The organism is Micromonospora trifolii (assembly GCF_050516465.1).
Lineage (GTDB): Bacteria > Actinomycetota > Actinomycetes > Mycobacteriales > Micromonosporaceae > Micromonospora > Micromonospora trifolii.
In genome coordinates this window covers 2,745,358-2,770,243 of record NZ_CP191526.1, presented here as the reverse complement: position 1 = coordinate 2,770,243, position 24,886 = coordinate 2,745,358, and the positions used below count along the sequence as shown (strand labels likewise).

The 24,886-nt window shown below is 72.3% G+C and carries 23 protein-coding genes; 15 read left to right on the top strand and 8 right to left on the bottom strand.

Going from position 1 to position 24,886, the window contains the following annotated elements; genetic code table 11:
• Positions 1–74: 74 nt before the first annotated feature.
• The 3 genes from ACQRWP_RS12880 to ACQRWP_RS12870 all read right to left on the bottom strand — a co-directional run bounded on the left by ACQRWP_RS12880 (position 75) and on the right by ACQRWP_RS12870 (position 3,060).
• The gene (locus ACQRWP_RS12880; RefSeq protein ID WP_430502455.1) at positions 75–959 is read right to left on the bottom strand and encodes an alpha/beta fold hydrolase; all 885 of its coding nucleotides are present in this window, start codon (positions 957–959) and stop codon (positions 75–77) included.
• 113 nt (positions 960–1,072) lie between these two features.
• Positions 1,073–1,996 carry an RNA polymerase sigma factor gene (locus tag ACQRWP_RS12875; protein ID WP_430502454.1) on the bottom strand — a complete coding sequence of 308 codons (924 nt, stop codon included), beginning with the start codon at positions 1,994–1,996 and terminating at the stop codon, positions 1,073–1,075.
• A 95-nt stretch (positions 1,997–2,091) separates the two neighbouring features.
• Complete coding sequence (locus ACQRWP_RS12870; protein ID WP_430502453.1) at positions 2,092–3,060, bottom strand: helix-turn-helix transcriptional regulator; 969 nt, start codon at positions 3,058–3,060, stop codon at positions 2,092–2,094.
• Between the two features lie 62 nt (positions 3,061–3,122).
• Here ACQRWP_RS12870 and ACQRWP_RS12865 point away from each other — a divergent pair, with 62 nt between their 5' ends.
• Genes ACQRWP_RS12865 through ACQRWP_RS12855 form a run of 3 tightly spaced genes read left to right on the top strand, consistent with a single transcriptional unit; the run spans position 3,123 to position 6,212 of the window.
• Positions 3,123–4,256, top strand: coding sequence for an epoxide hydrolase family protein (locus tag ACQRWP_RS12865; RefSeq protein ID WP_430502452.1), 1,134 nt, complete (start codon positions 3,123–3,125; stop codon positions 4,254–4,256).
• Entirely contained in the window at positions 4,253–5,410 is a 1,158-nt protein-coding gene (locus ACQRWP_RS12860) for a winged helix DNA-binding domain-containing protein (RefSeq protein WP_430502451.1), read from the top strand. The genes ACQRWP_RS12865 and ACQRWP_RS12860 overlap by 4 nt, the downstream gene beginning before the upstream one ends.
• 37 nt (positions 5,411–5,447) lie before the next feature.
• The gene (locus tag ACQRWP_RS12855) at positions 5,448–6,212 is read left to right on the top strand and encodes a YqjF family protein (protein ID WP_430502450.1); all 765 of its coding nucleotides are present in this window, start codon (positions 5,448–5,450) and stop codon (positions 6,210–6,212) included.
• Here the strand turns inward: ACQRWP_RS12855 and ACQRWP_RS12850 are convergent.
• Positions 6,206–7,183 (bottom strand): aldo/keto reductase, encoded by a 978-nt coding sequence (locus tag ACQRWP_RS12850; RefSeq protein ID WP_430502449.1) that lies wholly within the window; start codon positions 7,181–7,183, stop codon positions 6,206–6,208. The genes ACQRWP_RS12855 and ACQRWP_RS12850 overlap by 7 nt on opposite strands.
• Before the next feature lie 170 nt (positions 7,184–7,353).
• Here ACQRWP_RS12850 and ACQRWP_RS12845 point away from each other — a divergent pair, with 170 nt between their 5' ends.
• The 5 genes from ACQRWP_RS12845 to ACQRWP_RS12825 all read left to right on the top strand — a co-directional run bounded on the left by ACQRWP_RS12845 (position 7,354) and on the right by ACQRWP_RS12825 (position 11,145).
• Entirely contained in the window at positions 7,354–7,713 is a 360-nt protein-coding gene (locus tag ACQRWP_RS12845) for a hypothetical protein (RefSeq protein WP_430502448.1), read from the top strand.
• A 32-nt stretch (positions 7,714–7,745) separates the two neighbouring features.
• Positions 7,746–8,306: a carboxymuconolactone decarboxylase family protein gene (locus ACQRWP_RS12840; protein WP_430502447.1), complete on the top strand. Its 561-nt coding sequence runs from the start codon at positions 7,746–7,748 to the stop codon at positions 8,304–8,306.
• A gap of 4 nt (positions 8,307–8,310) precedes the next feature.
• Positions 8,311–8,877, top strand: coding sequence for a TetR/AcrR family transcriptional regulator (locus ACQRWP_RS12835; RefSeq protein ID WP_430502446.1), 567 nt, complete (start codon positions 8,311–8,313; stop codon positions 8,875–8,877).
• A 135-nt stretch (positions 8,878–9,012) separates the two neighbouring features.
• Positions 9,013–9,615: a dihydrofolate reductase family protein gene (locus ACQRWP_RS12830; protein ID WP_430502445.1), complete on the top strand. Its 603-nt coding sequence runs from the start codon at positions 9,013–9,015 to the stop codon at positions 9,613–9,615.
• A 177-nt stretch (positions 9,616–9,792) separates the two neighbouring features.
• Complete coding sequence (locus ACQRWP_RS12825; RefSeq protein ID WP_430502444.1) at positions 9,793–11,145, top strand: cellulase family glycosylhydrolase; 1,353 nt, start codon at positions 9,793–9,795, stop codon at positions 11,143–11,145.
• Positions 11,146–11,269: 124 nt separating this feature from the next.
• Here the strand turns inward: ACQRWP_RS12825 and ACQRWP_RS12820 are convergent, their stop codons facing one another.
• Positions 11,270–12,214, bottom strand: coding sequence for a GlxA family transcriptional regulator (locus ACQRWP_RS12820; RefSeq protein WP_430502443.1), 945 nt, complete (start codon positions 12,212–12,214; stop codon positions 11,270–11,272).
• Positions 12,215–12,266: 52 nt separating this feature from the next.
• On the opposite strand from ACQRWP_RS12820, the gene ACQRWP_RS12815 reads away from it, so the two are divergent.
• From ACQRWP_RS12815 to ACQRWP_RS12790, 6 genes are all read left to right on the top strand, one after another.
• Positions 12,267–12,833, top strand: a complete 567-nt coding sequence (locus tag ACQRWP_RS12815; RefSeq protein WP_430502442.1) for a DJ-1/PfpI family protein — start codon at positions 12,267–12,269, stop codon at positions 12,831–12,833.
• A gap of 113 nt (positions 12,834–12,946) precedes the next feature.
• Positions 12,947–15,616 carry a glutamate--cysteine ligase gene (locus ACQRWP_RS12810; RefSeq protein WP_430502441.1) on the top strand — a complete coding sequence of 890 codons (2,670 nt, stop codon included), beginning with the start codon at positions 12,947–12,949 and terminating at the stop codon, positions 15,614–15,616.
• Between the two features lie 99 nt (positions 15,617–15,715).
• Positions 15,716–17,494, top strand: coding sequence for an N-acetylglutaminylglutamine amidotransferase (locus ACQRWP_RS12805; protein ID WP_430502440.1), 1,779 nt, complete (start codon positions 15,716–15,718; stop codon positions 17,492–17,494).
• A complete protein-coding gene (locus ACQRWP_RS12800) occupies positions 17,495–19,339 on the top strand; it encodes a prolyl oligopeptidase family serine peptidase (RefSeq protein ID WP_430502439.1) in 1,845 nt (614 codons plus the stop codon).
• Between the two features lie 17 nt (positions 19,340–19,356).
• On the top strand, positions 19,357–19,923 hold the full coding sequence (locus tag ACQRWP_RS12795; protein ID WP_430502438.1) for a hypothetical protein: 567 nt from the start codon (positions 19,357–19,359) through the stop codon (positions 19,921–19,923).
• A gap of 73 nt (positions 19,924–19,996) precedes the next feature.
• The gene (locus ACQRWP_RS12790; RefSeq protein WP_430502437.1) at positions 19,997–20,551 is read left to right on the top strand and encodes a dihydrofolate reductase family protein; all 555 of its coding nucleotides are present in this window, start codon (positions 19,997–19,999) and stop codon (positions 20,549–20,551) included.
• 7 nt (positions 20,552–20,558) lie between these two features.
• Here the strand turns inward: ACQRWP_RS12790 and ACQRWP_RS12785 are convergent, their stop codons facing one another.
• Both ACQRWP_RS12785 and ACQRWP_RS12780 read right to left on the bottom strand, forming a co-directional pair.
• On the bottom strand, positions 20,559–23,600 hold the full coding sequence (locus ACQRWP_RS12785; protein ID WP_430502436.1) for a BTAD domain-containing putative transcriptional regulator: 3,042 nt from the start codon (positions 23,598–23,600) through the stop codon (positions 20,559–20,561).
• A 136-nt stretch (positions 23,601–23,736) separates the two neighbouring features.
• Positions 23,737–24,132 (bottom strand): DUF3224 domain-containing protein, encoded by a 396-nt coding sequence (locus ACQRWP_RS12780; RefSeq protein WP_430502435.1) that lies wholly within the window; start codon positions 24,130–24,132, stop codon positions 23,737–23,739.
• 236 nt (positions 24,133–24,368) lie between these two features.
• On the opposite strand from ACQRWP_RS12780, the gene ACQRWP_RS12775 reads away from it, so the two are divergent.
• Entirely contained in the window at positions 24,369–24,542 is a 174-nt protein-coding gene (locus ACQRWP_RS12775) for a hypothetical protein (RefSeq protein WP_430502434.1), read from the top strand.
• Positions 24,543–24,616: 74 nt separating this feature from the next.
• Here ACQRWP_RS12775 and ACQRWP_RS12770 read toward each other — a convergent pair whose 3' ends face one another.
• Complete coding sequence (locus ACQRWP_RS12770) at positions 24,617–24,826, bottom strand: hypothetical protein (protein ID WP_430502433.1); 210 nt, start codon at positions 24,824–24,826, stop codon at positions 24,617–24,619.
• Between the last annotated feature and the right edge of the window lie 60 nt (positions 24,827–24,886).

Genomic DNA, 24,886 nt, shown 5'->3' with positions numbered 1-24,886 from the left:
CGTGCAACGCGCCCCCACCCCGAGGCCTGCCCGCTGTGACGAACGGACCTCGGGGCGGGCGGCGCCGCGATGGGTCAACGCTTCAGCAGCTCCGCCACGGCGTCGGTGAACTCCACCGGCTGCTCGATGTGCGCGAAGTGTCCGCTTCGCCCCAGCGTCACCAACCGCGAATCCGGAAGCCCCGCGTGCAACTGCTCGGCCCAGCGGGGGCCACATATGAAGTCGTACGCCCCGACGATCACCACGACGGGCACGGTGATCTCACCGAGGTTTCCCCGTACGTCGAAGGGCGTGGGGTCCTGCGCGCCGGCCGGCGTCGCCCAGATCCGGACGGCCGCCTGAAACGGGGCGAATTCGTCCTGTCGGCCCCAGAAGTCCGCGAAGTACACCGGCAGGGCGGCGCGCAGAGCGGCCCCCAACGACTCGTCGTCCGTCGCGCCGCCGATCTGCGCGAAGGCAGCCGGGACCGCCGCCGCCTCCGGCCGGTCCGGGTGCCGCTGCGGGTAGGCGGCGAGGCCGGCCATGGCCTCGCCCCAGAACTCGGCGCCGGTGACCGGCGAGGTGTCGTAGAGGGCGAGGCCGGCGATCCGGTCCGGGTGGGCGAGCGCGTACCGCTGGACGACGAAACCGCCGTGCGAGTGCCCGAGGAGGTAGACCCGGGGTTCGCCGAGGTGCTCGACGACGGCGTGCAGGAACCGGACATACGTGTCGAGACGGTAATCGTCGGCGTTGTCGAGCGGCCCCGACGCGCCCGTGCCCACCGGCTCGACGTAGACCATTGTGAAGTGCGTCTCAAGGCTGGGCGTCCGCAGGTACGCCCACTCGATGCCCGGGCCGCCGGAGTGCGCCACGCAGACCGGGCCGGTGCCGGCGACGTGGTAGACCTGCCGAACGCCATCCACTGTGAACGTGTGGGCACCGGGTGCGAGGGCGCTGACGTCGTGGCTGGTGGAACCCATGAACTATCTCCCGATCCGAGACCCGCGCGGCGTCCGCCGACACGGCAACTGGTGCATGACACGGACCAGATGCGCGGGTCGAGGCAAAAGTTCGCTCGGCCGGGGAAGTTTTTTCAGACCAGCGCCGGGACGGGGTGGAAGAGGGTGAGTTGGCGTACCCGGCCCTCGCGCAGCACCTGCAACCACAGCGCTGCGGGTGGGCAGTGCTCCGGGTCGTCGGGTGGGCTGATCAGGTCGGTCTCCCAGATCAGCACGTCGCCGCTGGCCGCCACGTTGCGCAACCGCTGACGTACCCCGGCGGCCAGGTCGCGGTTCATGCCACTGATCGCCAGGTCCCGGCCACCGCGCGGGCCGCCGGGCACGATCATCTCGGCGTCCGGCCACCAGCTCTCGCGGACCACCCGCTCGAAGTCGCCGCCCATCGCCGTGGTGATCATGTCCCGGCCCTCTCGCCACCGCGAGTCGTTCGAGGCGCCGACGTCCGTGTGCGCCGCGTCCGCCGCCGTCCGCAGGCCACCGGCGAGCGCCCGGCGGGCGTGGCTGAGGCGGCTGCGGACGGTGCCGACCGGCACGCCACACACGGCCGCGATCTGCTCGTACGAGGACGCGTCGCTGAAGTACCGCAGCAGGGTGACGAGCCGGTCAGGTTCGGACAGTTGCCCGATGGAGTGCCACACCCAGTCGCGCATCGCAGCCCGGTCCAGTGCCTCCTCCGGGGTGGGTGTGTCGGAGGGGCGGGTGAACCACTCGGGTTCGGCGACCGGGACGGCTCTGGGCCCGCGCAACGCCATCCGGCTGTTGTTGCGGACGATGGCCCGCAACCAGGGGCCGACGGCGTTCGGGTCGCGGACTTCGCCGATGCGACGTAGGGCGACGACCATCGCGTCCTGCACCGCGTCCTCGGCGTCCGGCCCGTAACCGAGGACGCTCAGCGCGACGGCCCGCATCCCGGCCTCGTGCCGGGCCAGCAGCGCCCCCAGCGCAGCCGCGTCTCCCGCCTGCGCGAGCACGACCAGCTCCCCGTCGCTCTGCGTCACGCCCAGTTCCTCCCCGAAGCGCCTGTTCTGAACGCTTGTGCTCCATCAAGCGTACGGCGGACCGGCGTGCCGATGTCCCGGGCCGGTTGGTCGTCCTACGCTGCGGTCGGGCTGGCGGCGCGGGTCGCGCGGGTGCCGATCTGCCGCAGGTGCGCGATCAGCTCCGGCGGCTCGTGCACCTCCATGTCGCAACCGAGGGTCAGCAGGCGCCACGCCAGCCACTCCAGGGTGTCGGCGTTGCTGCGTAGCCGGCACGAGGTCGCGTCGATCGGCTCCAGATCGACGCCGGCGCCACCGAGCGGGCCCGCCATCCGTTCGATCGGCGCGTGCAGCGTCACCACCGCCCGGTAGACGGGCGTCAGCTCCAGCAGCTTCTCCGTCATGAACGATGCGGCGTCGGACGCCGGCAGTTGCCGGGCGGCGACCCGGGTCCGGGTGGGCCGCAGGTCGGTGATCCGGTCGAGCCGGAAGATCCGCCAGTCGTCGCGGTCGTTGTCGTATCCCACCAGATACCAGCGCCGACCCGCCGACACCAACTTGTACGGCTCGACGAGCCGTTCGGTGTCCACGCCGTCGCGGCGGCGGTAGGTGAACCGCAGCTGCTCACGATTGTTGACGGCGGCGGCCAGCGCGCTCAGGTGTTCGGGGTCGACAGTCGGTCGGTCCCAGGTGAGCAGCGGCTCGGTGGCAGCGCCCAGCGCGCTGACGCGGTGCCGCAGCCGGGACGGCAGCACCTGTTCGAGCTTCGCCAGCGCCCGTACCGAGGCCTCCTCGATGCCGGCCACCGCGTGACCGGCGGCGGTGCGCAGACCGACTGCGATCGCCACCGCCTCGTCGTCGTCGAGCAGTAGCGGCGGCATCGCCTTGCCGGCGACCAGGCGGTATCCGCCGATGGCGCCCATCGTCGCCTGCACCGGGTAGCCGAGGTCGCGCAATCGCTCCACGTCGCGGCGGATGGTGCGCAGGCTGACGCCGAGCCGGGTGGCCAACTCGCTGCCGGGCCACTCGCGGGGCGTCTGCAACAGCGACAGCAGGCCCAGCAGTCGGGCGGGGGTGTCGGACATGGTTCCACAATGCCAGCGATGTGTGCCAGAACCTGTCCTATATGGGCCGTAGCGTTCCCGCCATGACGCCATTTCGCATCGACATTCCGCAGGCCGACCTCGACGACCTGCGTGACCGGCTCTCCCGCACCCGGTGGCCCCGCTCGTTGCCCGGCACCGGCTGGAGCCGTGGGGTGCCGGTGGAGTACCTGCGCGAGCTGACCGAGTACTGGGCGAATGATTACGACTGGCGGGCCCACGAGGCGCGTCTGAACGACTTCCCCCAGCTCGTCACCGAGATCGACGGCTTGGACGTGCACCTGCTGCACGTCCGCTCGCCGGAGCCGGACGCGCTGCCGTTGTTGCTGACACACGGCTGGCCGAACTCCGTGGTCGAGTTCACCGAGTTGATTGGCCCACTGTCCGACCCGCGCGCTCACGGCGGGGATCCCGCGCAGGCGTTTCACGTGGTGGTGCCGTCGGTGCCCGGCTACGGTTTCTCGCAGGCGCCGCCGGCCGGGTTCACGATCGACCGGCTCGCCCGGATGTGGGTCGAGCTGATGGCCCGCCTCGGCTACCACCGTTACGGCACCCAGGGCGGCGACCTCGGCGCGTACATCGCGCCACGGGTGGCGGCGGTGGCACCGGAGCAGGTCGTCGGCGTGCACATCGACGGCGGGTTCGGCTTTCCGACCGCCGCCGACGTGCCGGACATGAGCACGGCGGAACGCGCCGAGTGGGAGCAGATGCAGCAGTGGATGAGCGGTGGCGTCGACCATCACGCGCTGCTGCGGGCAGCGCCGCAGACCTTCTCGTACGCCTGGAACGACTCGCCGGTCGGGCTGCTGGCCTGGATGATGCAGAAGTTCAAGGAGTTCACCATGACGGTGCCGACGCCGGAGCAGGCCATCGACCGGGACCACCTGCTCACCAATGTGAGCCTCTACTGGCTCACCGGCACATCGGGAACGTCATCGTGGCCCATGTACGAGCGACTCACCGTCTCCGACGATGGCGGTTTCGCCTGGCCCACGGGCCAGCGGCGGGTGCCGTCCGGCGTGTACGGCGGCGGCTCCGCGCTGATGCGCCGGCTCGCCGAGCGGGACAACACCATCGTCCACTGGCCGCAGGGCAACCCGGGCAGCCACTTCGTGGCGATGGATGAGCCGCTGGCGCACGCCGCGGACATCCGCGCGTTCTTCAGGGGCCTGCGATGACCGAACTGAGCTGGGCGCAGGTGTCCGCCCGACGGCTTGCGCGACACCGGCTCTGCACCTCGGCGGCGGGCGCGGCACCGGACGCCGGTAGCGTCGCCGACGTGGTGTCGGCGATCTGCGGCGCGCACGCCCAGATCGCGTCGGCCGCCGAGCTGTCCATCGGACTGCGGGTGCCGGGCACGACCCGCGCCCTGGTGCGCCGGGCACTGTGGACGGACCGCACCCTGGTCAAGACCCGCGGGCCGCGGGGGACGGTGCACCTGCTCGCCGCGGCGGACCTGCCGATGTGGGTCGGCGCCCTGTCCGCGCTGCCGGCCCCGTCGTGGGAGCGGAGTGTGGTCCTGCTGACGCCCCGGCAGACCGAGCAGGTCCTCGCGGCCATCGCCGACGCGGTCGCCGAGGCCGACCTGACCACCGCCGAGCTGACCGAGGAGATCGTCGCCCGAACCGGCCCGTGGGCTGGCGACCTGGTGATGGAGGCGTTCCAGGACAAGTGGCCCCGGTGGATCGCCGCGATGACCGCCGCTACCCGGGCCGGTGTGGTCTGCTTCGGCGCGAATCGCGGTCGGGTCAGCACGTACACCAGCCCGACCCGTTGGCTGCCCGACTTCGCGCCGATGCCCGGTCCCGCCGCCCTGGCCGCCCTCGCCCGCGGCTACCTGCACGCGTACGGGCCGGCCACCCCGGCACAGTTCGCCCGGTGGCTGGCGGTGGCGCCGGGGTGGGCGACGTTGCTGTTCGACTCGCTGGACCTGACCGAGTTGACGGTGGAGGGCACCCGGGCCTGGGTGGCCGCCGACGACACCGAATTCCCCGACGACCGGCCGTCCGGGTTGCGGCTGCTGCCGTACTTCGACGCGTACGCGGTCGGCTGCCACCCCCGCGAACAGCTCTTCCCCGGTGCCGCCGCCGAGCGGGCGCTCGCCGGTGGCCAGGCCGGTAACTATCCGGTGCTGCTGGTCGACGGGGTGGTCGCCGGCGTGTGGCATCAACGCCGCTCCGGCCGCTCGATCCGTGTCACGGTCGAGCCGCTGCGGACGCTCGATGCCGCCCAGCAGCGGGCATTGGGGGAGGAGGTCGAGCGGGTCGGCGAGATCCTGGAGGGCAAGGCGTCGCTGACCATCGGCACGGTCAGTGTCGGTCCGCACGCCTGAGGCCACGCCGGCCCACCGCCTGGGCCACTATGGGAGCGTGCACCCCGAACCGGTCGACCACGCGCCCCGGCAGGCGTTCCCCTGGGCGCTCCTGCGCCAGCGCTGGGAGGACCTCACCTTCCTGCACTGGGCCGTCGCTCCGGAAGTCGTCGCGCCGTTGCTGCCCGCCGGCACCCGCCCGGACACGGTGCAGGGGGTCAGCTACGTGGGCCTGATCGGTTTCCGGATGGTCGGGCTGGGCTTCGGCCGTGGCCCGGGGGTGCCGTACTTCGGCACCTTCTGGGAGACCAACGTCCGGCTCTACTCGGTCGACGACGCCGGCCGCCGAGCGGTCGTGTTCCGGTCGCTCGACGCGTCCCGCCTGCTGCCCGTGCTGGTGGCGCGGGCGACGCTGCGCCTGCCGTACCTCTGGTCGTCGATGCGGTTGGATCGCGACGGCGACCGTCGCACCTACCGCTGCCGGCGGCGCTGGCCGGGGCCGGCGGGCACGACGAGCCGGATGGTGGTGCGGGTGGGGGAGCGGATCGTCGAGCCGACCCCGCTCGAACACTTCGTCACCGCCCGGTGGGGCCTGCACACCCGGGCGTACGGGCGCACGCTGCACCTGCCGAACTGGCATCCGAGCTGGCCGCTGCACCGGGCCGAGGTGCTGCACCTGGATGACGAGCTGGTCGCCGCCGCCGGGCTGCCGGCACCGGTCGGGCCGCCGGTCAGCGCGCTCTACTCGCCAGGTGTCGGGGTCAGGTTCGGCCCGCCGGTGGCGGCCCGGCCGCGTGGTGCCGGGCCGCCAGAGTCTCAGTAGCGGCCACCCTCGGGTGCGGGCAGCGCGTCCAGGTCGGCCAGGTCCTCGGCGCTGAGGCGCACGTCAGCGGCCGAGCAGTTGTCCACCAGGTACTTCGGGGTCTTGGTGCCGGGGATCGGGATGACCTGTTGGCCCTGGGCGACCACCCACGCGAGGGCGACCTGCGCGGGGCTGAAGCCCGCCCGGTCGGCGATCTCCCGGACCCGGGCGACGATGGCGAGGTTGGCGCGCAGCGCGTCCTGCTGGAAGCGCGGCAGGCCGCGCCGGAAGTCGTCGGCGGGCAGGTCGTCGAACGAGGTGAACCGGCCAGCGAGGAAACCGCGACCGAGCGGGGAGAACGGCAGGAAGGCGATGCCCTGCTCGGCGCAGTACGGCAACACCTCGGTCAACGGGTCGCGCGTCCACAGTGACAGCTCGGACTGCACCGACGCCACCGGGTGCACCGCCTGGGCCCGCACGATCTGCGCGACAGTCACCTCGGATAACCCGATCTGCCGGGCCTTGCCCGCCGCGACGACCTCGGCCATCGCGCCCCAGGACTCCTCGATGGGCACCTCCGGGTCGACCCGGTGCAGCTGGTAGAGGTCGACGTGGTCGGTGCCGAGCCGGCGCAGACTCTCGTCGATCGCCGCGCGGATGTGCTCCGGGCGGCCGTTGTTGCCGATCTTCGGTGAGTTGCCGGGACCACCGGTGGGGGAGGTGGCCACCAGGCCGACCTTCGTGGCCAGTACGGCCCGCTCCCGGTGACCGTCGGCCAGCGCTCGCCCGACCAGCTCCTCGTTGGTGTACGGCCCGTACACGTCCGACGTGTCGATCAGCGTCGCGCCCAGGTCCAGTGCCTGTCGGATGACGGAGATCGACGTGTCGTCGTCGCGAGGGCCGGTGATGTCGTAGCCGTGGCTCATGCCCATGCAGCCGAGGCCGATGACGCCGACCTCGGGACCGGTGCTGCCCAGCGTGGTGGTTCGCATGCGCCCCACGCTACGACCGGACCGGCCGAGTCGCACCCGCGGTGGCGGGCGCAGCTGGGCCCCGGGTACGTGACGACTCTCACCGTAAGCGGACTCGGGAGTCCGGTACGGTGGGCGCTAAGCGGACCTGCGAGTCCGGATGCGCTCGACAGTGACCCACGAGGAGCCCCATGACCCCGGTACGGATCAGCGACGCCCTGCGCGCGGTGGTCTTCGAGCCGACGCGCGACCTGACCGAGGCGCTCGACGAGTTCTACGCCCCCGACTACACCCACCGCAGCGACGGCGAGACCCTCGACCGGGCCGGATTCGTCGAGATGGTGACCCGGGTACGCGGTCAGATCGTCAGCGGCACCGTGCGGGTCCTCGACGAGCTGCGCGACGGTCCCCGCTACGCCGAACGACACGTCTACGAGATCACCCTGGCCGACGGGTCGACCGCCCAGCGGGAGATCGCCATCTTCGGGACGTACGCCGAGGACGGCCGCTTCCGCCACCTCAGTGAGACGGGTTTCGACCTGCCCGCCTGAACCGTCTCGACGACCACCGCAGGAGAGAAGCCATGCCCCGCCTTGCCGACCCCGACCCGAACGCGATCCCGGCCGACGTCCGGGACGTCCTGTCCGCCCTGCCGCCCGACCCGATGGTCAAGATGCTGACCCACTCGGTCGGCACGGTGGCACTGTTCATCCAGCTCGCGAGGGCGCAGTTCAGCTCGTTGGAGCTGCCCGCCCGCTCGCGGGAACTGGTCATCCTCACAGTGGCCGAGTACACCGGGTGCGAGTTCGTGGCGGCCCAGCACGCTCCGATGTCCGGGGCGGCCGGCGTCGACGAGCGCACCCGCGAGATCATCAGCAGTCGGGACATCGACAACCCGGACCTCTCCGGGTACGACCGGACGCTCATCCGGTTCGCCGCCGAGGTGGTGCGGTCACCGCGCGTTCCCGACGACCTCTTCGACCAGGTGCGGCACATCCTCAGCGAGCGCGAGATCGTCGAGGTGCTCCAGGTGATCGGCTACTACTGGTCGTTCGGCCGGGTGGCCACGGTGCTCAACGTCGAACTCACCACCGTGTACGGCGACGAGCCGCTGCTGACCAACGAGACCGAGCGGGCAGACTGAGGCCATGACCGCACCGACGCCGAGCGACCCGGACGCTTCCCATCGGCGTCTGGACGCCCGTCGCAACCAGGAGCGGGTCATCGCCGCCGCCCGGGAGCTCTTCAGCGAGCAGGGTCTCCAGGTGACGGTGCCGCAGGTGGCGGAGCGGGCCGGGGTGGGCCGCGCGACGGTGTACCGCAGCTACCCCAGCAAGGAAGACCTGATCGTCGCGGTCGTCCAGCGGCAGTTTCAGGAGCTGGAGCAGCGCACCCGCGCGGCGCTCGACGGCGCCGACGCGTACCGGGAGTGGTGTTCCTTCGTGCCCGACCTGTTCGGACGCCTCGCCCGCGACCGGGTCCTCGCCGACGCGTTCTTCGAGGGCAGGCTGGTGCCCGCCGCGCGCATCCTGGGCCTGATCGGGCAGTTGGTGGCGGCGGCCCGAGCGTCCGGCAAGATCCGCCCGGACGCCGGGGAGCTGGACATCCGCGTCATCCTCTGCGGAGCGGTCCGGCAGCTCATCGTGCTCGACGAGCGCGACCCGGCGGTGTGGCGCCGATACGCCGACCTCGTGCTCAACGCGCTGCGCCCCTGACGGCCACGGCTGACACTGGGAGAAAGCTCGGCCGACGTGTCGAGGACGGTCGCGCCGGCTTCGACCATGGGTTGAGGGCCGGAGACAACCGGTCTCGCCGACGAGCCGACACGGCACGGACCGAGGAGTGGATCGATGACGAAGGTGACGACCGGGGCGACGATGTCGTTGGACGGCTACATCGCGGACGCGTCCCACGGTGGCTTCGAGTATCTCTTCCAGTGGTACGAGAACGGCGACGTCGAGACGCCGACGGCCGACCCCGAATTGACCTTTCGAACCTCCGCCACGAGCGCCCGGCATCTGCGGGCTCTCACCGAGCGGACCGGCGCGCTCGTCGTCGGCCGGCGGCTCTTCGACATCACCGGCGGGTGGGGTGGCCGGCATCCGATGGACGTGCCCGTCGTGGTGGTCACGCACCGCGTGCCGGAGGGCTGGGAGCCGGAGAGCGACTCCTTCGTCTTCGTCACCGACGGCATCGAGAGCGCCATCGCCCGGGCGAAGTCGATCGCCGGCGACAAGGAGGTCGGGGTCAACGGCGGCACCATCGCCGCCCAGGTCGTCGAGGCCGGCCTGCTCGACGAGGTGCACGTCGATCTCGTTCCGGTCCTGCTCGGCGCCGGCATCCCGCTCTTCGCCGACCTGAAGATCGCGCCACTTCAGCTGGACGGCCCGTTCAGCGTCGTCGAGGGCGACGGCGTCACCCACCTGGCCTACCGGGTACGCCCAGCGGCCTGAGCGCCGCGGGGCCGGCCCGGCCAGGGTCGGTCCCCATTGCGGGGAGCGGGTGTGGCGCTGGTGTCGACCCTCTCCGGCCGGCGCCCCGCACCTTGCCCCCATCGGCATTGATCGATATTGTGCGCGCAGGCGCCGCCCCGCCTCAGACCACCACTGTCGATCCGAAGCGGGTTCCGCATGCGCACACTGAGACTTGTCACGACCCTGGCCGTCGCCGGCCTGCTCGCCGGTGGGGTGGCCCTGGTCGCCGCCACACCGGCCAGCGCGGCCACCGCCGTGTTCTCCGTGACGAACAACTGGGGCAACGGCTACCAGGGGCAGGTCACCGTCACCAACGACACCTCCGCGCCGATCAGCAGTTGGCGGGTCGAGTTCGACCTGCCGTCCTCCTCGACCGTCAGCCAGTCGTGGAACGCGCAGCAGACGACCTCGGGCAGCCACTACACCTTCGCCAACGTGTCCTGGAACGGCACCCTTGCCGCGGGCGCCTCCACCTCGTTCGGCTTCCTCGTCAACGGCACCGGCACCCCGGTCAACTGCACAGTGAACGGCGCGTCCTGCGCCGGCGGCCCGCCCCCGACCACGCCGCCGCCCACGACCCCGCCGCCGACCACCCCTCCGCCCACCACCGGCACGCCCGTCGAGCGGCACGGGCAACTGCGGGTCTGCGGCACCACGATGTGCGACAAGTCCGGCGCGCGGGTGCAGTTGCGGGGCATCAGCAGCATGTGGCTCAACTGGGAGACGGCCCCGTACGCCGAGAACCTCTCGGCGTTGACCTGGATGCGCGACAACTGGAACCTCCAGGTGATCCGCGCGGCCATGGGGGTGGAGCCGGCGGGGGCGTACCTCAGTGACCCAACCAAGGCGCGCGCCCAGGTGGAGACCATCATCAACAACGCGGTCACCGCCGGGGTCTACGTGATCGTCGACTGGCACGCGCACGAGGCGCAGAACAACCAGTCCCAGGCGGTGGCGTTCTTCGGTGACCTGGCCCGCCGGTACGGCCACCTGCCCAACGTCATCTGGGAGCCCTACAACGAGCCGCTCCAGGTCAGCTGGACCAACGTCATCAAGCCGTACCACCAGGCGGTGGTGTCCGCGATCCGCGCCGCCGACCCGGACAACATCGTCGTGCTCGGCACCCCGACCTGGTCACAGGACGTGGACGTCGCGGCGGCCAGCCCGGTCACCGGCACCAACCTGATGTACACCCTCCACTTCTACTCCTGCACGCACGGGGCGTCGCTGCGCGCCAAGGGTGACGCGGCGATCCGCGCGGGTCTGGCGCTGTTCGTCACGGAGTGGGGCGCCAGCAACGCCGATGGCGGCCTCGACGGCCGGGCCTGCCTGCCGGAGGCACAGTCCTGGATCGACTGGATGAAGGCGAACGGCATCTCCTGGACGGCCTGGAAGCTCGACGTCGGCACCGACACCACCAACCTGCTCAGCCCGGGAGCGCCGGTGACCGGCGGGTGGAACAACTACCTGCACGGCCACGCGCCGTTCGTGGTGGCGAACATGAGGTGATCCCGGCCGTTCCTTGACCGTGATTGATCGAATCGAGACTGCTGATGTCGGGGTGTCCAGGCCGGCGGGACACCCCGACATCACCGGCCGCCACCACGACCGCGCCACGGCCGCCGTCGGAGGGTCACTGTGTGAAAGCCCGCCGGTACGCGGTAGGGGTGGTGGCGAAGGCCCGCTGGAAATGCGCACGGAGGTTGGTCGCCGTGCCCAGGCCGGTGCGCCGTGCGACCTCGTCGATGGTGATCCCGCCGTTCTCCAGCAGGGTGCAGGCGGCGCGCAGTCGTTGCTGGATCAGCCAGGCTCGTGGGCTCATCCGGAACCGACTCTGGAAGGTGCGGTGCAGCGTACGGCTGGACATCACACCCTGCCGGGCAAGGTCCGCGACGGTGATCGGGCGGCGCAGGTTGCTGCTCGCCCAGGTGATGACCCCGGCCAACTCGTCGTCCTCACCCGGGACGGCAACCGGGATGAACTGTGCCTGACCGCCGGCTCGGTGCAGTGGGGTGACCATGTGGCGGGCCCGCTGGATGGCGGCGGCCTGCCCGTGGTCGCGGCCGAGGAGGTAGAGGCACATGTCGAGACCGGCGGCGAGTCCGGCGCTGGTGAGCACCTGACCTTCGTCGACGTACAGCGCACTCGCGTCCACGAACACCAGTGGATGCTCGCGAGCGAGCGCGTCGGCGTGCGCCCAGTGGGTCGTCGCCCGGCGGCCGTCGAGCAGACCGGCCTGGGCCAGCGCGAAGGCGCCGGTGCAGATCGACGCGACGCGGGCGCCACGACCGTGTGCCTGCCGCAGCGCCCGGAGAGCACGCGGCGGTGCCGGGCCACGGCGGAACCCGGGCACGATCACAGTGTCGGCATCGTCGAGCGCGTCGAGCGTCGCGGCGACGGTCAGCTCCAGGCCCGCGGTGGTGGTGGAGACCGAACCGCCGTCCAGTGCGCACACCGTCATCGCGTACCGGCCGTGGCCCTCGTGGCCGAAGACCTGCGTCGCGATGGTCAGGTCGAAGGCGACAACCCTCGGTAGGGCGAGGACGACGACCCGATGCGTGGCGGAACTCTTACGCATGATGGCAAGAATGCCACTCGTCGCCGCCCGCTCGACAGGACATCCTGACCGGGTGCGAATCGAGATCGTGGTGTTCGACGGCTTCGACGAACTGGACGTCTTCGGGCCGTTCGAGGTGTTGTCGATGGCCGGCTTCGACGTGGCGCTGGTCGCCGTCGAACGATCGGGGCTGGTCACCAGCATGCGTGGTGTCCAACTTCAGGTGCCCGAGGTGCTGAGTCAGGCCGACGGCGTGATCGTCCCGGGTGGCGGATGGCTGAACCGGGCCCCCGAGGGTGCCTGGGCGCAGGCGCAGCGCGGTGTGCTGCCGGCGAAGCTGGCCGCACTGGCGCCATCGGTGCGGTGGATGGCGTCGGTGTGCACCGGTGCGCTGGTACTCGCCGCCGCCGGCCTGCTGACCGGCCGGCGGGCGACCACCAACCGCAACGCGTACGACGAGTTGCGCGCCCACGACGTCACAGTCCTCGACGAGCGGGTGGTCGACGACGGTGACCGGGTCACCGCTGGCGCGCTCTCGGCCGGGCTCGACCTGGGTCTGTGGCTCACGGAACGGGAACTGGGCGCCGCCACCGCCAACCGGGTCGCCGCGACCATCGAGTACCCGGCTGCGCGTCGCTGAGCAGCCCGGACAGAACGGGCGCGTCACCTTAACGCGCCGGAAACACCCCCGGTATCAACCCTGGGAACGCTCGTCGGACAGTCGAGACCACCGACACGCGAACCGGGGTGACCATGGCCGACAACACCACGAACGCGCCGACGTACGACGAGCCGGTGGGCCGGTCCGGCAACGGCCGGACGCCGCCCACCCCCCGTACGAACCCGGCCCTGTCACTGGACGACGGCGACACGGCGGACCTGGCCACGATCGGGGTGGAGGAGGAGTTCCACGTCGTCGACCTGCACACCCGGGAGTTGGTGCCTCGCGCCGGGGAGTTGCTCGACCGGCTGCCGGCGGCCTCGTTCACCGCCGAGCTGCACCGCAGCGTGGTGGAGACCAACACCGCGGTCTGCCGCACCCTGGACGAGATCCGCGCCGAGCTGACCCGGCTGCGTCAGGCGGCTGTCCAGGTCGCCGACCGGGCCGGCTTGGGCATCGTGGCGGCCGGTACGGTGCCGCTGCGCGCCGACGGCGACCCCAGCGTCACCCCCACCTCCCGCTACCGGCGGATGCTCGACGAGTACCAGCTGCTCGCCCGGGAGCAGTTGATCTGCGGCGCGCAGGTGCACGTCGGCGTCTCCGACCGGGACCTGGCGGTGGCGGTCACCCGTCGGGTCCAGCCGTGGCTGCCGGTGCTGCTCGCCCTCTCCACCAGTTCGCCGTACTGGATGGGCCAGGACAGCGGCTACGCCAGCGTCCGGTCCCTGGTCTGGCAGCGTTGGCCCACCGCCGGTGACCCGGGCGAGGTGACCAGTGCCGCGGACCACGAGGCGCTGGTCGCCGAGCTGATCTCCTCCGAGACCATCACCGACCCCGCCATGATCTATTTCGACGTCCGGCCGTCGGCGCACGTGCCCACAGTGGAGCTGCGGATCACCGACGCCAACGCCGACGTGGAGACCATCGTCCTGCTCACCGGCCTGTTCCGGGCGCTCGTCCGGCGAGAGGTCGCCGCCCTGCGCGCCGGGGTGGAGCGCACGGCCGTACGGCCACCGGTGCTGCGCGCCGCCGTGTGGCGGGCGGCCCGCTCCGGGTTGGAAGGTGACCTGCTCGACCTGCCCCGGTCGGCCCGACCGGTGCCGGCCGCCCAGGCGGTCCGCCGCCTGGTGACCGACCTGCGCCCACAGCTGGAGGCGACCGGGGACTGGGAGCAGGTCAGCGAGCTGACCCGGTACGCGCTGGAACGTGGCAGCTCCGCCGCCCGACAGCGGCGGGCGTACGAGCGACGGGGCCGGTTGGCCGACGTGGTCGACCTGCTGCTCGACGAGACCCGGGGCCGGGTCCGAGGTCCGCTGCCTGGTGCGCCGACACCGCCGGCGCTGCCCACGTACGCCGACGCCGGCGACGAGGTCTTCGGACCGGCCGGACCGCAACCGGCGTACGCCCCGATGCTCGCGGCCCTGCGTCAGCTCGGCGCCGGCGCCCTGCGTCAACGCGAACACGACCGGGACGAGGAGCAGCGGGCCCGCGGCGTGACGTTCAGCGTGGCCGGCGAGGCGAGCACCCGGCTCTTCCCGGTCGACCTGGTGCCCCGGGTGGTGCCCGCCGCCGACTGGCGGACCCTGCGTACCGGTCTGGTGCAGCGCGCCCGCGCCCTCGACGCGTTCCTGCGCGACGTGTACGCCGACCGGGCCGTGGTGGCCGACGGCGTGGTGCCGGCGTGGGTGGTGGAGTCCTCACCCGGGCTGCGCCCGACCGGGGCGCTGATGGGCCGGCGGGGCACCCGCGCCCAGGTGTCCGGCACCGACCTCGTGCGGGACCCGGACGGCGGCTGGTACGTGCTGGAGGACAACCTGCGGGTGCCCTCCGGGATCGGCTACGCGGTGCAGAACCGTCGGCTGACCCAGGCGGTGCTGCCGGAGCTGCCGGTGCCGGAGGATCTGCTGCCCGCCGACGAGACGCCGGCGATGCTGTACCGGGCGCTGGTCGCCGCCGCGCCCGCCGCGGCCGACGACCCCGCCGTGGTGGTGCTCAGCAGCGGCCCCGGTGATCCGGCGTGGTTCGAGCATCGGCTGCTCGCCGACGAGATGGGGGTTCCGCTGACCGAGACCAGCGACCTGCTGGTGGAGGACGGCCGGGTCCGGCTGGTCCGCGAGGGCTGCCGCCGCGAGGTCGACGTGATCTACCTGCGGATGGACGAGGACGCGCTGCTGCACGCGCCGGGCGCGGACGGGGTGCCGCTGGGGTGGCCGCTGCTCGCCGCGGTGCACGCCGGGCGGCTCACGCTGGCCAACGCGCTGGGCAACGGTGTCGGTGACGACAAGGCGCTGTACGCGTACGTGCCCCGGCTGATCGAGTACTACCTGGGCGAGAAACCGCTGCTCGGGGACGTGCCGACGTACCTGTGTGGGCTGCCCGAGCAGCGGGCCGAGGTGCTGGGCCGGCTCGACGAGCTGGTGCTCAAGCCGGTCGACGGGTACGGCGGTGACCGGGTGGTGATCGGCCCCCGCGCCGAGGCGGAGGAGTTGGACGCTGTCCGGGAGCAGATCCTCGCGGCCCCGCACCGGTGGATCGCTCAGGAGATGATCGCGCTGACCACCCACCCGGTCTTCGACGGCACGGCGCTGGCTCCCCGCCACGTCGACCTGCGGGCGTTCGTGTTCCTCGGTGACACCGCCGAGGTCGCGCCGGTGGCGCTGACCCGGGTGGCGCCGGCCGGCAGCATGATCGTCAACTCGTCGCGCGGCGGCGGGTCGAAGGACACCTGGCTGCTCGGTGGAGCCGACGAACCGTCGGCGTAACCGACGCTTGACCCACCCGTCATCGGGACGCAACCCGGTCCGCCAAGCCTGGACCGGTCAGCGGCCCCCAGCGGGTCCAGCCGATGAGAGGTGTGTGCCATGTGCGGTATCGGAGGCGAGTTCCGCCTCGACGGGGCGCCATCGGACCTGGCCGCCGTCGAGCGGATGCTCCCCGCCCTGGCCTCCCGAGGCCCCGACGGCGAGGGTCGGTGGCAGCAGGGGCCGGTGGCCCTGGTGCACCGCCGGCTGCGCATCATCGACCTGTCCGACGCGGGCGCCCAGCCGATGGTCGACCCCGAGCTGGGTCTGGCCATGGTCTTCAACGGCTGCATCTACAACTACCGGGAACTGCGCGATGAACTGACCGCGGCCGGTTACTCCTTCCGGTCCACCTCGGACACTGAGGTGATCCTCAAGGCGTACCACCGGTGGGGGACGGGCTGCGTCGAGCGGTTCTACGGGATGTTCGCGTTCGCCCTGGTCGAGCTGGCCACGCACACCCTGGTGCTGGCCCGGGACCGGCTGGGAATCAAACCGCTCTACCTGGCCGAGGGGCCGGGCCGGGTGCGCTTCGCCTCGACCCTGCCGGCGTTGCTCGCCGCCGGTGACGTGGACACCGGCCTCGACCCGGTGGCGCTGCACCACTACATGAGCTTCCACTCGGTGGTGCCGCCGCCGCGCACGATCCTCGCCGGGGTCCGCAAGCTGCCACCGGCCACCGTGCGGGTGATCACCGCGGACGGCCGAAGCACCGACACCACCTACTGGCGGCCGGAGTTCAACCGGGCCGCCGCCCCCGCCATGTCCGCCGACGAGTGGCAGGAACGGCTCATGGCGGCGTTGCGCACCGCAGTACGACGGCGGATGGTCGCCGACGTGCCGGTCGGCGTGCTGCTCTCCGGCGGTCTCGACTCCAGTCTGATCGTCGCCCTGCTGGCCGAGCAGGGCCAGACCGGCCTGGCCACCTTCAGCATCGGTTTCGAGGCGGCGGCGGGGGAGAGCGGCGACGAGTTCCACTACTCCGACCTGATGGCCCGCCACTTCGACACCGACCACCAGCAGATCCGCATCGGCGCGAAGCGGTTCGTCCCGGCCGTGCACCAGGCCATCGCGGCGATGAGCGAGCCGATGGTCAGCCACGACTGCGTCGCGTTCCACCTGCTCTCCGAGGAGGTCTCGCAGCGGATCACTGTGGTGCAGTCCGGGCAGGGCGCCGACGAGATCCTGGCCGGCTACGACTGGTACCCGCCGATGGCCAATGTGGCCCGCGCGGACGCCGTCGAGGCGTACGCCCGGGTGTTCTTCGATCGTCGCCACGACGCGCTCGGCGGGCACCTGGCGCCCGAGTGGATGCTCGACCGCGACGCCAGCCTGGAGTTCGTCGCCGCGCACTTCGGCGCGCCCGGCGCGGACACCGCGCTGGACGCGGCGCTGCGCCTGGACAGCCTGGTGATGCTGGTGGACGACCCGGTCAAGCGGGTCGACAACATGACGATGGCCTGGGGGCTGGAGGCCCGTGTGCCGTTCCTCGACCACGAGGTGGTCGAGCTGGCCGCCGCCTGCCCGCCCGCCATGAAGCTGGCGCAGGGCGGCAAGGGGGTGCTGAAGGCGGCGAGCCGGGGCATCGTCCCGGACGAGGTGATCGACCGGCCGAAGGGCTACTTCCCGGTGCCCGCCATCCGGCACCTCTCCGGTCCACTGCTCGACGACGTGCGGGACGCGCTGACCGCCCGGCCGGCGCGCGAGCGGGGTCTGTTCCGCAAGGACTACCTGGAGGAGTTGCTGGACGCGCCGAACGCCCGGCGGACCACGCTGGGCTCCAACGCGCTCTGGCAGCTTGGGCTGCTGGAGCTCTGGTTGCAGCGGATCGGGGTTTAGATGAGCGTACGGATTGAGCCGCCGCGCACCACCCGGCGGGCCCGACCCGCGAGCCGCCGCCCGGCGTCGTCGCCGGTGCCCATCAGCGAAAACTTCGCCCCCGCGCCGTCCCCCGACGGCCGCCGGGTGGCGTTCCTCTCCGACCGGGCTGGCACGCCCGGCGTCTGGGTCTGCGAGGTCGACGCGGGAGCGCCCGTCGCGCTGCCCGTCGGTGACGAGCCGGTCCTCGCGCTGAGCTGGTCCCCGGACGGCCGGTGGCTGGCCTGTGTCGTCGCCCCCGGTGGCGCGCCCCGCACCGAGCTGTGGGTGCTGCGCCCGGACGGCACGCGACGCCACCAGATCGCCGGGTTCGGCCGCCGCAGCGCGGCGCTGGCCGGCTGGTTGCCCGACGGCGCGGTGCTGGCGGTCACCGAGACCGATGAGCACGGGCAGGCGCTCCTGGTCGACGCGGACACCGGGCACCGGCGGGTGCTCGCCCAGGGTGACCTGCTCACCCTCCTGGACGTGACCCCGGACGCCGGTGTGGCGCTGCTGCGTCGCGGCCCGCGCAACGCCCGCTGGCTGGAGCTGCTCGACGTGGCCACCGGTGTTCGACGGCGGCTGTTCCCGGACACCGGGCGGGGCAGCACCGACCAGGGTTGGTTCGGCCCGGACGGCACGAGCGTGCTGGCCCGCACCGACGCGTACTCCGAACTCGCCGCGCTGGTGCGGGTCGACCTGACCCGACCGGAGCAGCCGCCGACCCGGCTCGCCGGGCGACCGGACGCCGAGCTGGAACACGTCACGCCCAGCGCGGACGGGCAACGCGGCGCGCTGCTGTGGAACACCTACGGCGGGCGCAGCGAGCTGAGCCTGCTCGACTTCGCCAGCGGTGTGCAGCGGGCCGTCACCGCCCCCGGCGAGGTGCTCGGCGACGCCGTCTTCGCCGCCGACGGCGGCCTGCTCTGCCTCACCGCGCAGGGGCCGGTGCAGCCCCGGGAGGTGTGGCTGGTCGACACGTCGACCGGGACGCCGCGCCCGCTGCGGTCGGACACCGCCCCGCGCACGGACGATGCCGGTGTCGCACCGCAACTTCTCGACCTGCGCGCCCGGGACGGGCTGCCGCTCTCCGGCTGGCTCTACCGCCCGGCCGGGCCGGGCCCCTGGCCGACCGCGATCAGCCTGCACGGCGGCCCGGAGGCGCAGGAGCGTCCCGGCTACAACCCACTGTTCCAGGCCCTGGTGGCGCAGGGCATCGCGGTCTTCGCGCCCAACGTCCGGGGGTCGTCCGGGTTCGGCCGCTCGTTCGTCGCCGCCGACAACCTCGCCGGCCGCTACGGTGCGATCGCCGACGTGGCGGCCTGCGCCGACTTCCTCGTCGACGCTGGCGTCGCCCGGCCCGGCCAGCTCGGCTGTCTGGGCCGCTCCTACGGCGGTTACCTGGTCCTCGCGGTGCTGGTGAACTTCCCCGGGCTGTTCGCCGCCGGGGTCGCCGAGTGCGGCATCTCCGACTTCCGGACCTTCTTCGCCGGCACCGAGCCGTGGATCGCCGCCGCCGCCGTCAGCAAGTACGGCGACCCGCACCGGGATGCCAACCTGCTGCGCGACCTCTCCCCGCTGACCCACATCGACCGGCTGGACGTGCCGGTGCTGCTGATCCACGGCGCCAACGACACCAACGTCCCGGCGGGCGAGTCGGCGCAGGTCGCCCAGGCCCTCGCCGACCGGGGTGTGCCGCACGGGCACCTGGTGCTCGCCGGGGAGGGGCACGACTTCCTGGCGCGGGCCAACGCCGAGGCGGCTCGTACGGCCACCACCGGTTGGCTGACCCGGCACCTCGCCGCGACCGCGACCGTCGTCGGCTGAGGCGTTATCCTGCGCCGGTGGAGGTCGCGGCGCAGGGTGAGCGGTTGGCCGCGGACCTGGGTCGCTGGCTGGCCGAGGTGACCTTCGTCGACCTGGACACCGACGAGGTCACCGCGCGGGTGATCGACTCGGTGGCGCGGTGGGCCGAGGCCCAGGGCTGGCGGGTCTACCGGCGCGCGCCCAGCGTGTTGCCGTTGCCACCGCCGATGGAGCAGCGGTACTCGGTGCTCGACGTGGCGTGTGCCCGTCCCGACGGTCCGCCCGTCGTGGTGGAGGTCGACCACACCGACCGGGCCCGTACGGTGCAGAAGCTGCGCGCGGAGGCGGACGCCGGCCGGATCCCGATCTGGGTGCGGTGGGGCATCGGGCGCTTCACCGCCCCGCCACCGCCGGTGCGGATGGTGACCGTCGAGGTGACCCGGCGGGCCGGTCCGGCCGGGCGCGGGCGTCTGCACAGTCGCGGCGGCGACCGCCCCGCCCCGGCCCACTCGACCGGCGGCGGCACGGTCACCCCGCAGGCGCTGCCGATCCCGTCGACCGACCCGGCGCCGGGCCCGGCCGACGACGCGGGTAAGGACACCTGAAGCGAATCGTAAGCGGCTGCCGGCAGAGTTCTGGGTGTCACCGGAGAGCACGACAAACACCCAGGAGATCCCGATGCGCAAGCTCATCAACTCGACCTACATCACCCTCGACGGCGTCATCGAGAACCCGATGTGGACCATGCCGTACTTCGACGAGGAGGCCGCCAGCCTCGCCGGGGCGCAGACCGAGGAGGCAGACGCGATGCTGATGGGCCGGGCCACCTACGACGGCATGTCCGCCGCCTGGCCGACCAGGGACGAGAGCGACCCGACCACGGGCGCCGCGTACTTCAACAACGTCAAGAAGTACGTCGCCTCGACCACCCTGACCAACCCCACCTGGAACAACACGGAGGTGCTCCAGGGCGATCTGGTCGAGGCGGTCACCGCGCTCAAGGCGCAGCCGGGCAAGAACATCATTCAGTACGGCTTCGGCTCGGTCACCGCGCAGCTGATCCGGGCGGGCCTGGTGGACGAGGTCCGGTTCTGGATCCACCCGGTGCTGGAGGGCGGCCCCAGCCTCACCACGCCGCTGGCCGACGTCAAGGCGTCGTTCGACCTGGTCGACACCCGGGTGCACAAGAGCGGCGTGATCGTCGCCTCCTACCAGCCGAAGGTGACCCCCTGAGCACCGGTCAGAGCTGGGCCCGGGCCTCGCCCGGGCTCAGCTGCGCGCCCTCGGCGAGCAGCGCGTCGAAGCGTTCCGGCCCGAGTTCGGCCCGCAGCCGTGCGGTCACCCGGTCGGTGTCGTCGCGTTCGGCCGGTGCGGCGGGGGACTGCGTGGCGAGCCGGGCGGCGGCTGCGGCGCCCAGCAGCCGGGCGGCGACCTCGGGGGAGCGCACTGCCGCCGCCATCCCCTCCAGTGGGTTGATCGCGTCCCGCATCGTCGCCATCGCTGTGGCGACCTCGAACGCCTCGATGTGCAGGGCCAGGGCGGCGTCCGGGTCGCCGCCCTGCTCGACCGCGTAGCCCAGCTCCACCAGCACCATCGGCAGGTAGAGCGCGGGTTGGCTCTCTGCCCGACCCAGGTCGGCGAGGTGGCTGAGGTGGGTGACGGCCAGGTCGAGCTTGCCGTCGCGGCGGGCGGCCAGCCCGAGGCTCATCTCCGCGAAGATCAGCGCACCGGGCGAGCCCTGCTCCACCGCCAGGTCATAGGCGCGTTCGGCCAGTTCCCGACCCTGGGCGTAGTCGCGGGTCTGCACGGCGAGCCAGGCCAGCCAGGACAGCTCTGCGCAGACCTGTGGCCACAGCGCCAACTCCTCGGCCCAGCGCAACCCCTCCCGGTGCAGCGCGGCGGCGCGCTCGTGCTCGCCGCGCATGTCGGCCAGCCCGCCCACCCACTCGGTCGCCCGGAGTCGACCCCACCGGTCGCCGAGGTCGGCGAAGAGCGCGGCGCTGCGGGTCGCGGTGCGTTCCAGGGTGCTCTGGTCACCGTTGGCGTGTGCGATGTGGGCCAGGGAGGTGAGCACCGCGGCCTCGGTCCACGGGTCGGCGTCGGCGGTGGGCAGCAGCTCCGACACCAGGGCCAGATCGCCGTGTTCGATCACCGCGTTGGCCGCGAACCACGCGGCGTGGCTGTCCGGATCGGCGGCCACCGCGGCGCGTACGTCGTCCGGTGCGATCACCTCGCCCTGCGACAGGGCGAAGCCGACCCGCCAGGGTGCCGCGCGGGCCTCCTGCTCCGGGTCGCCGGGCACGGCCAGCGCCCGCCGTGCCTCGGTGAGCCGGCCGCGCAGGAACCAGTACCAGCTCAGCGCGACCGCCAGGCGTAGCCCGCCACCGTGCGCCAGCGCCGACCGCAGGTTCGCCAGCTCGGTGTCGAGCAGCGCCAGCCACCGCTGCTGGTCGGCCCCGCGCAGCCCGGGATCGGCGCGCTCGGCCAGCTCGGTGTAGTAGGTGGCGTGCCGCCCGCGTACCTCGTCGGCGTCGGTGAGGCGTTCCAGGCAGAACGCGGCCACCGATTCGAGCAGCCGGTAGCGGGGGGCCGCGCCGGATTCGTCGAGCACCACCAGCGACCGGTCCACCAGCCGGGCGAGGGTGTCCAGGTCGGTTTGGCAGACCTGTTCGGCGGCCTCCGGGGTGCAGCCGTCCGGGAACACCGCCAGTTGGGCGAGCACCACCCGGTCGGAGTCGTCCAGGAGGTCCCAGCTCCAGCCGATCACCGCGGTGAGCGTCCGCTGCCGGGGTGGCACGTCCCGCTGCGCGGTGGTGAGCAGCCGGAACCGGTCGTCGAGCCGGTCCACCACCCCGCGTACGCCCAGCGCGCGGACCCGGGTCGCGGCCAGCTCCAACGCCAGCGGCAGACCGTCGAGGCGGCGGCAGAGCTGGGCCACCGCCGTCGCGGTCTGCCCGTCGAGGCGGAAACCGCGCTGCTGCGCGGCGGCGCGGGCGACGAACAACCGGGCCGCCGCCGAGCGCCGGACCGCGTCCAGGTCACCGTCGTCCGGCACCGGCAGTGGGGGTACCTCCCAGAGCAGCTCACCGGTCAGCCCGAGTGGCTCTCTGCTGGTGGCCATCACGCTCACCCCGGGCACGTCGCGCAGCAGCCGGGCGACCAGCTCGGCGACCGGTTCGATGACGTGTTCGCAGTTGTCCAGCACGAGCAGCAGCTGCCGGTGTCGCAGGGCCGTGACCACCCGGTCGGCGGGGGACACTGTCGTTCCGGCGGCCTCGTGGGCGCCCAGAGCGCCGAGCACCTGTTCGGCGACGCCCGCGTCAGCCGCCGGGAGCGGGGCCAGCTCGACCAGTCGGACACCGTCCGGATAGGACGCCGCGCGGGCCGTCTCGGTGGCCAGCCGGGTCTTGCCGACGCCACCCGGCCCGACCAGCGTGACCAGCCGCTGCCGGGGCAGCAGCGCCCCTAGCTCGGCCAGCGCCTCGGCCCGCCCGATCAACTCGTCGAGCGGGGCCGGCAGATTGCTCCGGATGATCGTCGCCTTCGGCGGGGCGTTCAGGCCGGCGTCCTGTTCGAGGATCCTGCGGTGCAGGGCGACCAGCTCCGGGCCGGGGTCGAGGCCCAGCTCCTCGGCGAGCCGGGCCCGCAGCTCGGCGTAGCTCTCCAACGCCTCGGACTGGCGGCCGGCCGCGTACAACGCGCGCAGCTGCACCGCCCGCAGGCCCTCGCGCAGCGGATGCTTGGCGACAAGCTCGGCCAGGTCCGCGGCCACCAGGTCATGCTCACCTCGGGCCAGCCGGGCCTGCGCCAGCCGCTCCTGAACGACGAGGCGCTGCTCGGCGAGGCGGGCCGCCTCGGCACGCACGAACTCGGCGTCGGCCACGTCGGCGTACGCCTCGCCGCGCCACAACGCGAGGGCCTCGGTCAGCCGCTCGACGTCGGCGCAGCGGGCCAGCTCGTCGAAGCGGCCGACGTCGACCGCGTCGACCCGCAGCAGGTAGCCGGGTGGCCGGGACTCGACCAGCTCGCGAGCGCCGGGCTCGGCATCGTTGAGCGCCTTGCGCAGCTGCGACACCCGCACCTGGAGGGCGCCGGCCGGGTTGGCGGGGGCGTCGTCACCCCACAGGTCGTCGATGAGGCGGTCCGCCGAGACCACCTGGTTGCGGTTGGCCAACAGGTCGGCCAGCAGCGCCCGTACCTTCGTGCCGGGCACGACCACCGGCTCGCCGGCGTCCGTGGTCACGGCGAGCGGCCCGAGCACCCCGAACTGCACGGCGGTCATCCTAGTGCCGGTAGCGCGACCCGACGTGGACCGTAAGCGCGTTGGCGCACGGTGTGGGCATGGACATCTATTACGAAGCGCATGGCAACGACGAGGGTCGTCACCCCGAGGGTCTGGACGGCGACGCCGGCATGCGTCAGGCCAGGGTGTACTCCAAGACATAGGAGTGGCTGCCGTCGTCGGACTGGATGATCTCGAAATCTCCCACGATCCCTGTGAGGTCACCGGAGCCCGTTCCCGGGACGACGCGGATCGCGAGTTGCTCACCGTGGCTGCCGGGTGCGCTGTGTTGGAGGACGAACGAGCCCTTGAGGCCGTCGAGTTCGCCCGTGAATCGCTCCACGGCGACATAAGCAGCGGGGCTGCCCTCGATGTCGGCCACCGACAGCATGTTCACCGTACTGATGCCGGCCAGGCCGCCCTGGAAGGTCTTGGTGACCCTTACGCGGCCAAGCGCGGCCCCGGGGTCTTCGTCGAGCACCTCCGGCTCGAATGATGTGACGTCGAATGTCCCGCCAGCCTTCGTGCTCACTTCGCACCCTCTCCTCTTGATCGCATTTACCGCGGAGCAGCCTTGCACACGGCACTGACATTCCCCGGACGGTGACCCTCGGAAGCCCTGCTCGATGCTTCCGGCGGAGGGCCGACAGAGCGTCGATGTCCGTCCGCATGTCGACGAGGAACTGGTCGAGGGTGGAGCCAGGACCGCGGGAATCCTCCTGAAAGACGACGCAGGATACGGGGATGGGTGCGGCCTGGTGTCGCCCGTTGTCCGTCGCCCCTGAGGTATCGGCCGCCTTCATCTCGTGCCCCTGGATGTTCCGGCTGCTCGGCGGTGCGGTGCCCGGCGACCTGACGGGCCTACCGGCGTGCCGGCTGGCCATCCTGCCCGGCACCACGCACACGTCGATCCGCGGCGTGCCGACTGGCTGGCCCCGATGATCGACGAGTTCCTGACCGAGGTCGGGTCGGAACTGTAGATCCCTGGATCCCTCAAGTTGACGTGAGGGGGTCGGTCACTGCTGTTCGGGCGACCGCCGGAGCCACAGCCAGACGCCACCGAGGCCGCACGTCACGCCGAGGATCACGATCGCCGTCCGTGCCGCCACCGGGATGTCGTCCAGGAACGGAACGGCCTTCGATGCTGCCAGGGTGAGCAGTGCGATCACCAGCAACAGCCCCGCGACGATCCGGTCACGCATCATGGCGATCTGTATAGCAGCCACGCCCATGAGTCCGTGAAGCGTCCCTCGCCCCGACCAACTCCGCGATCTTGCACTTTGTGC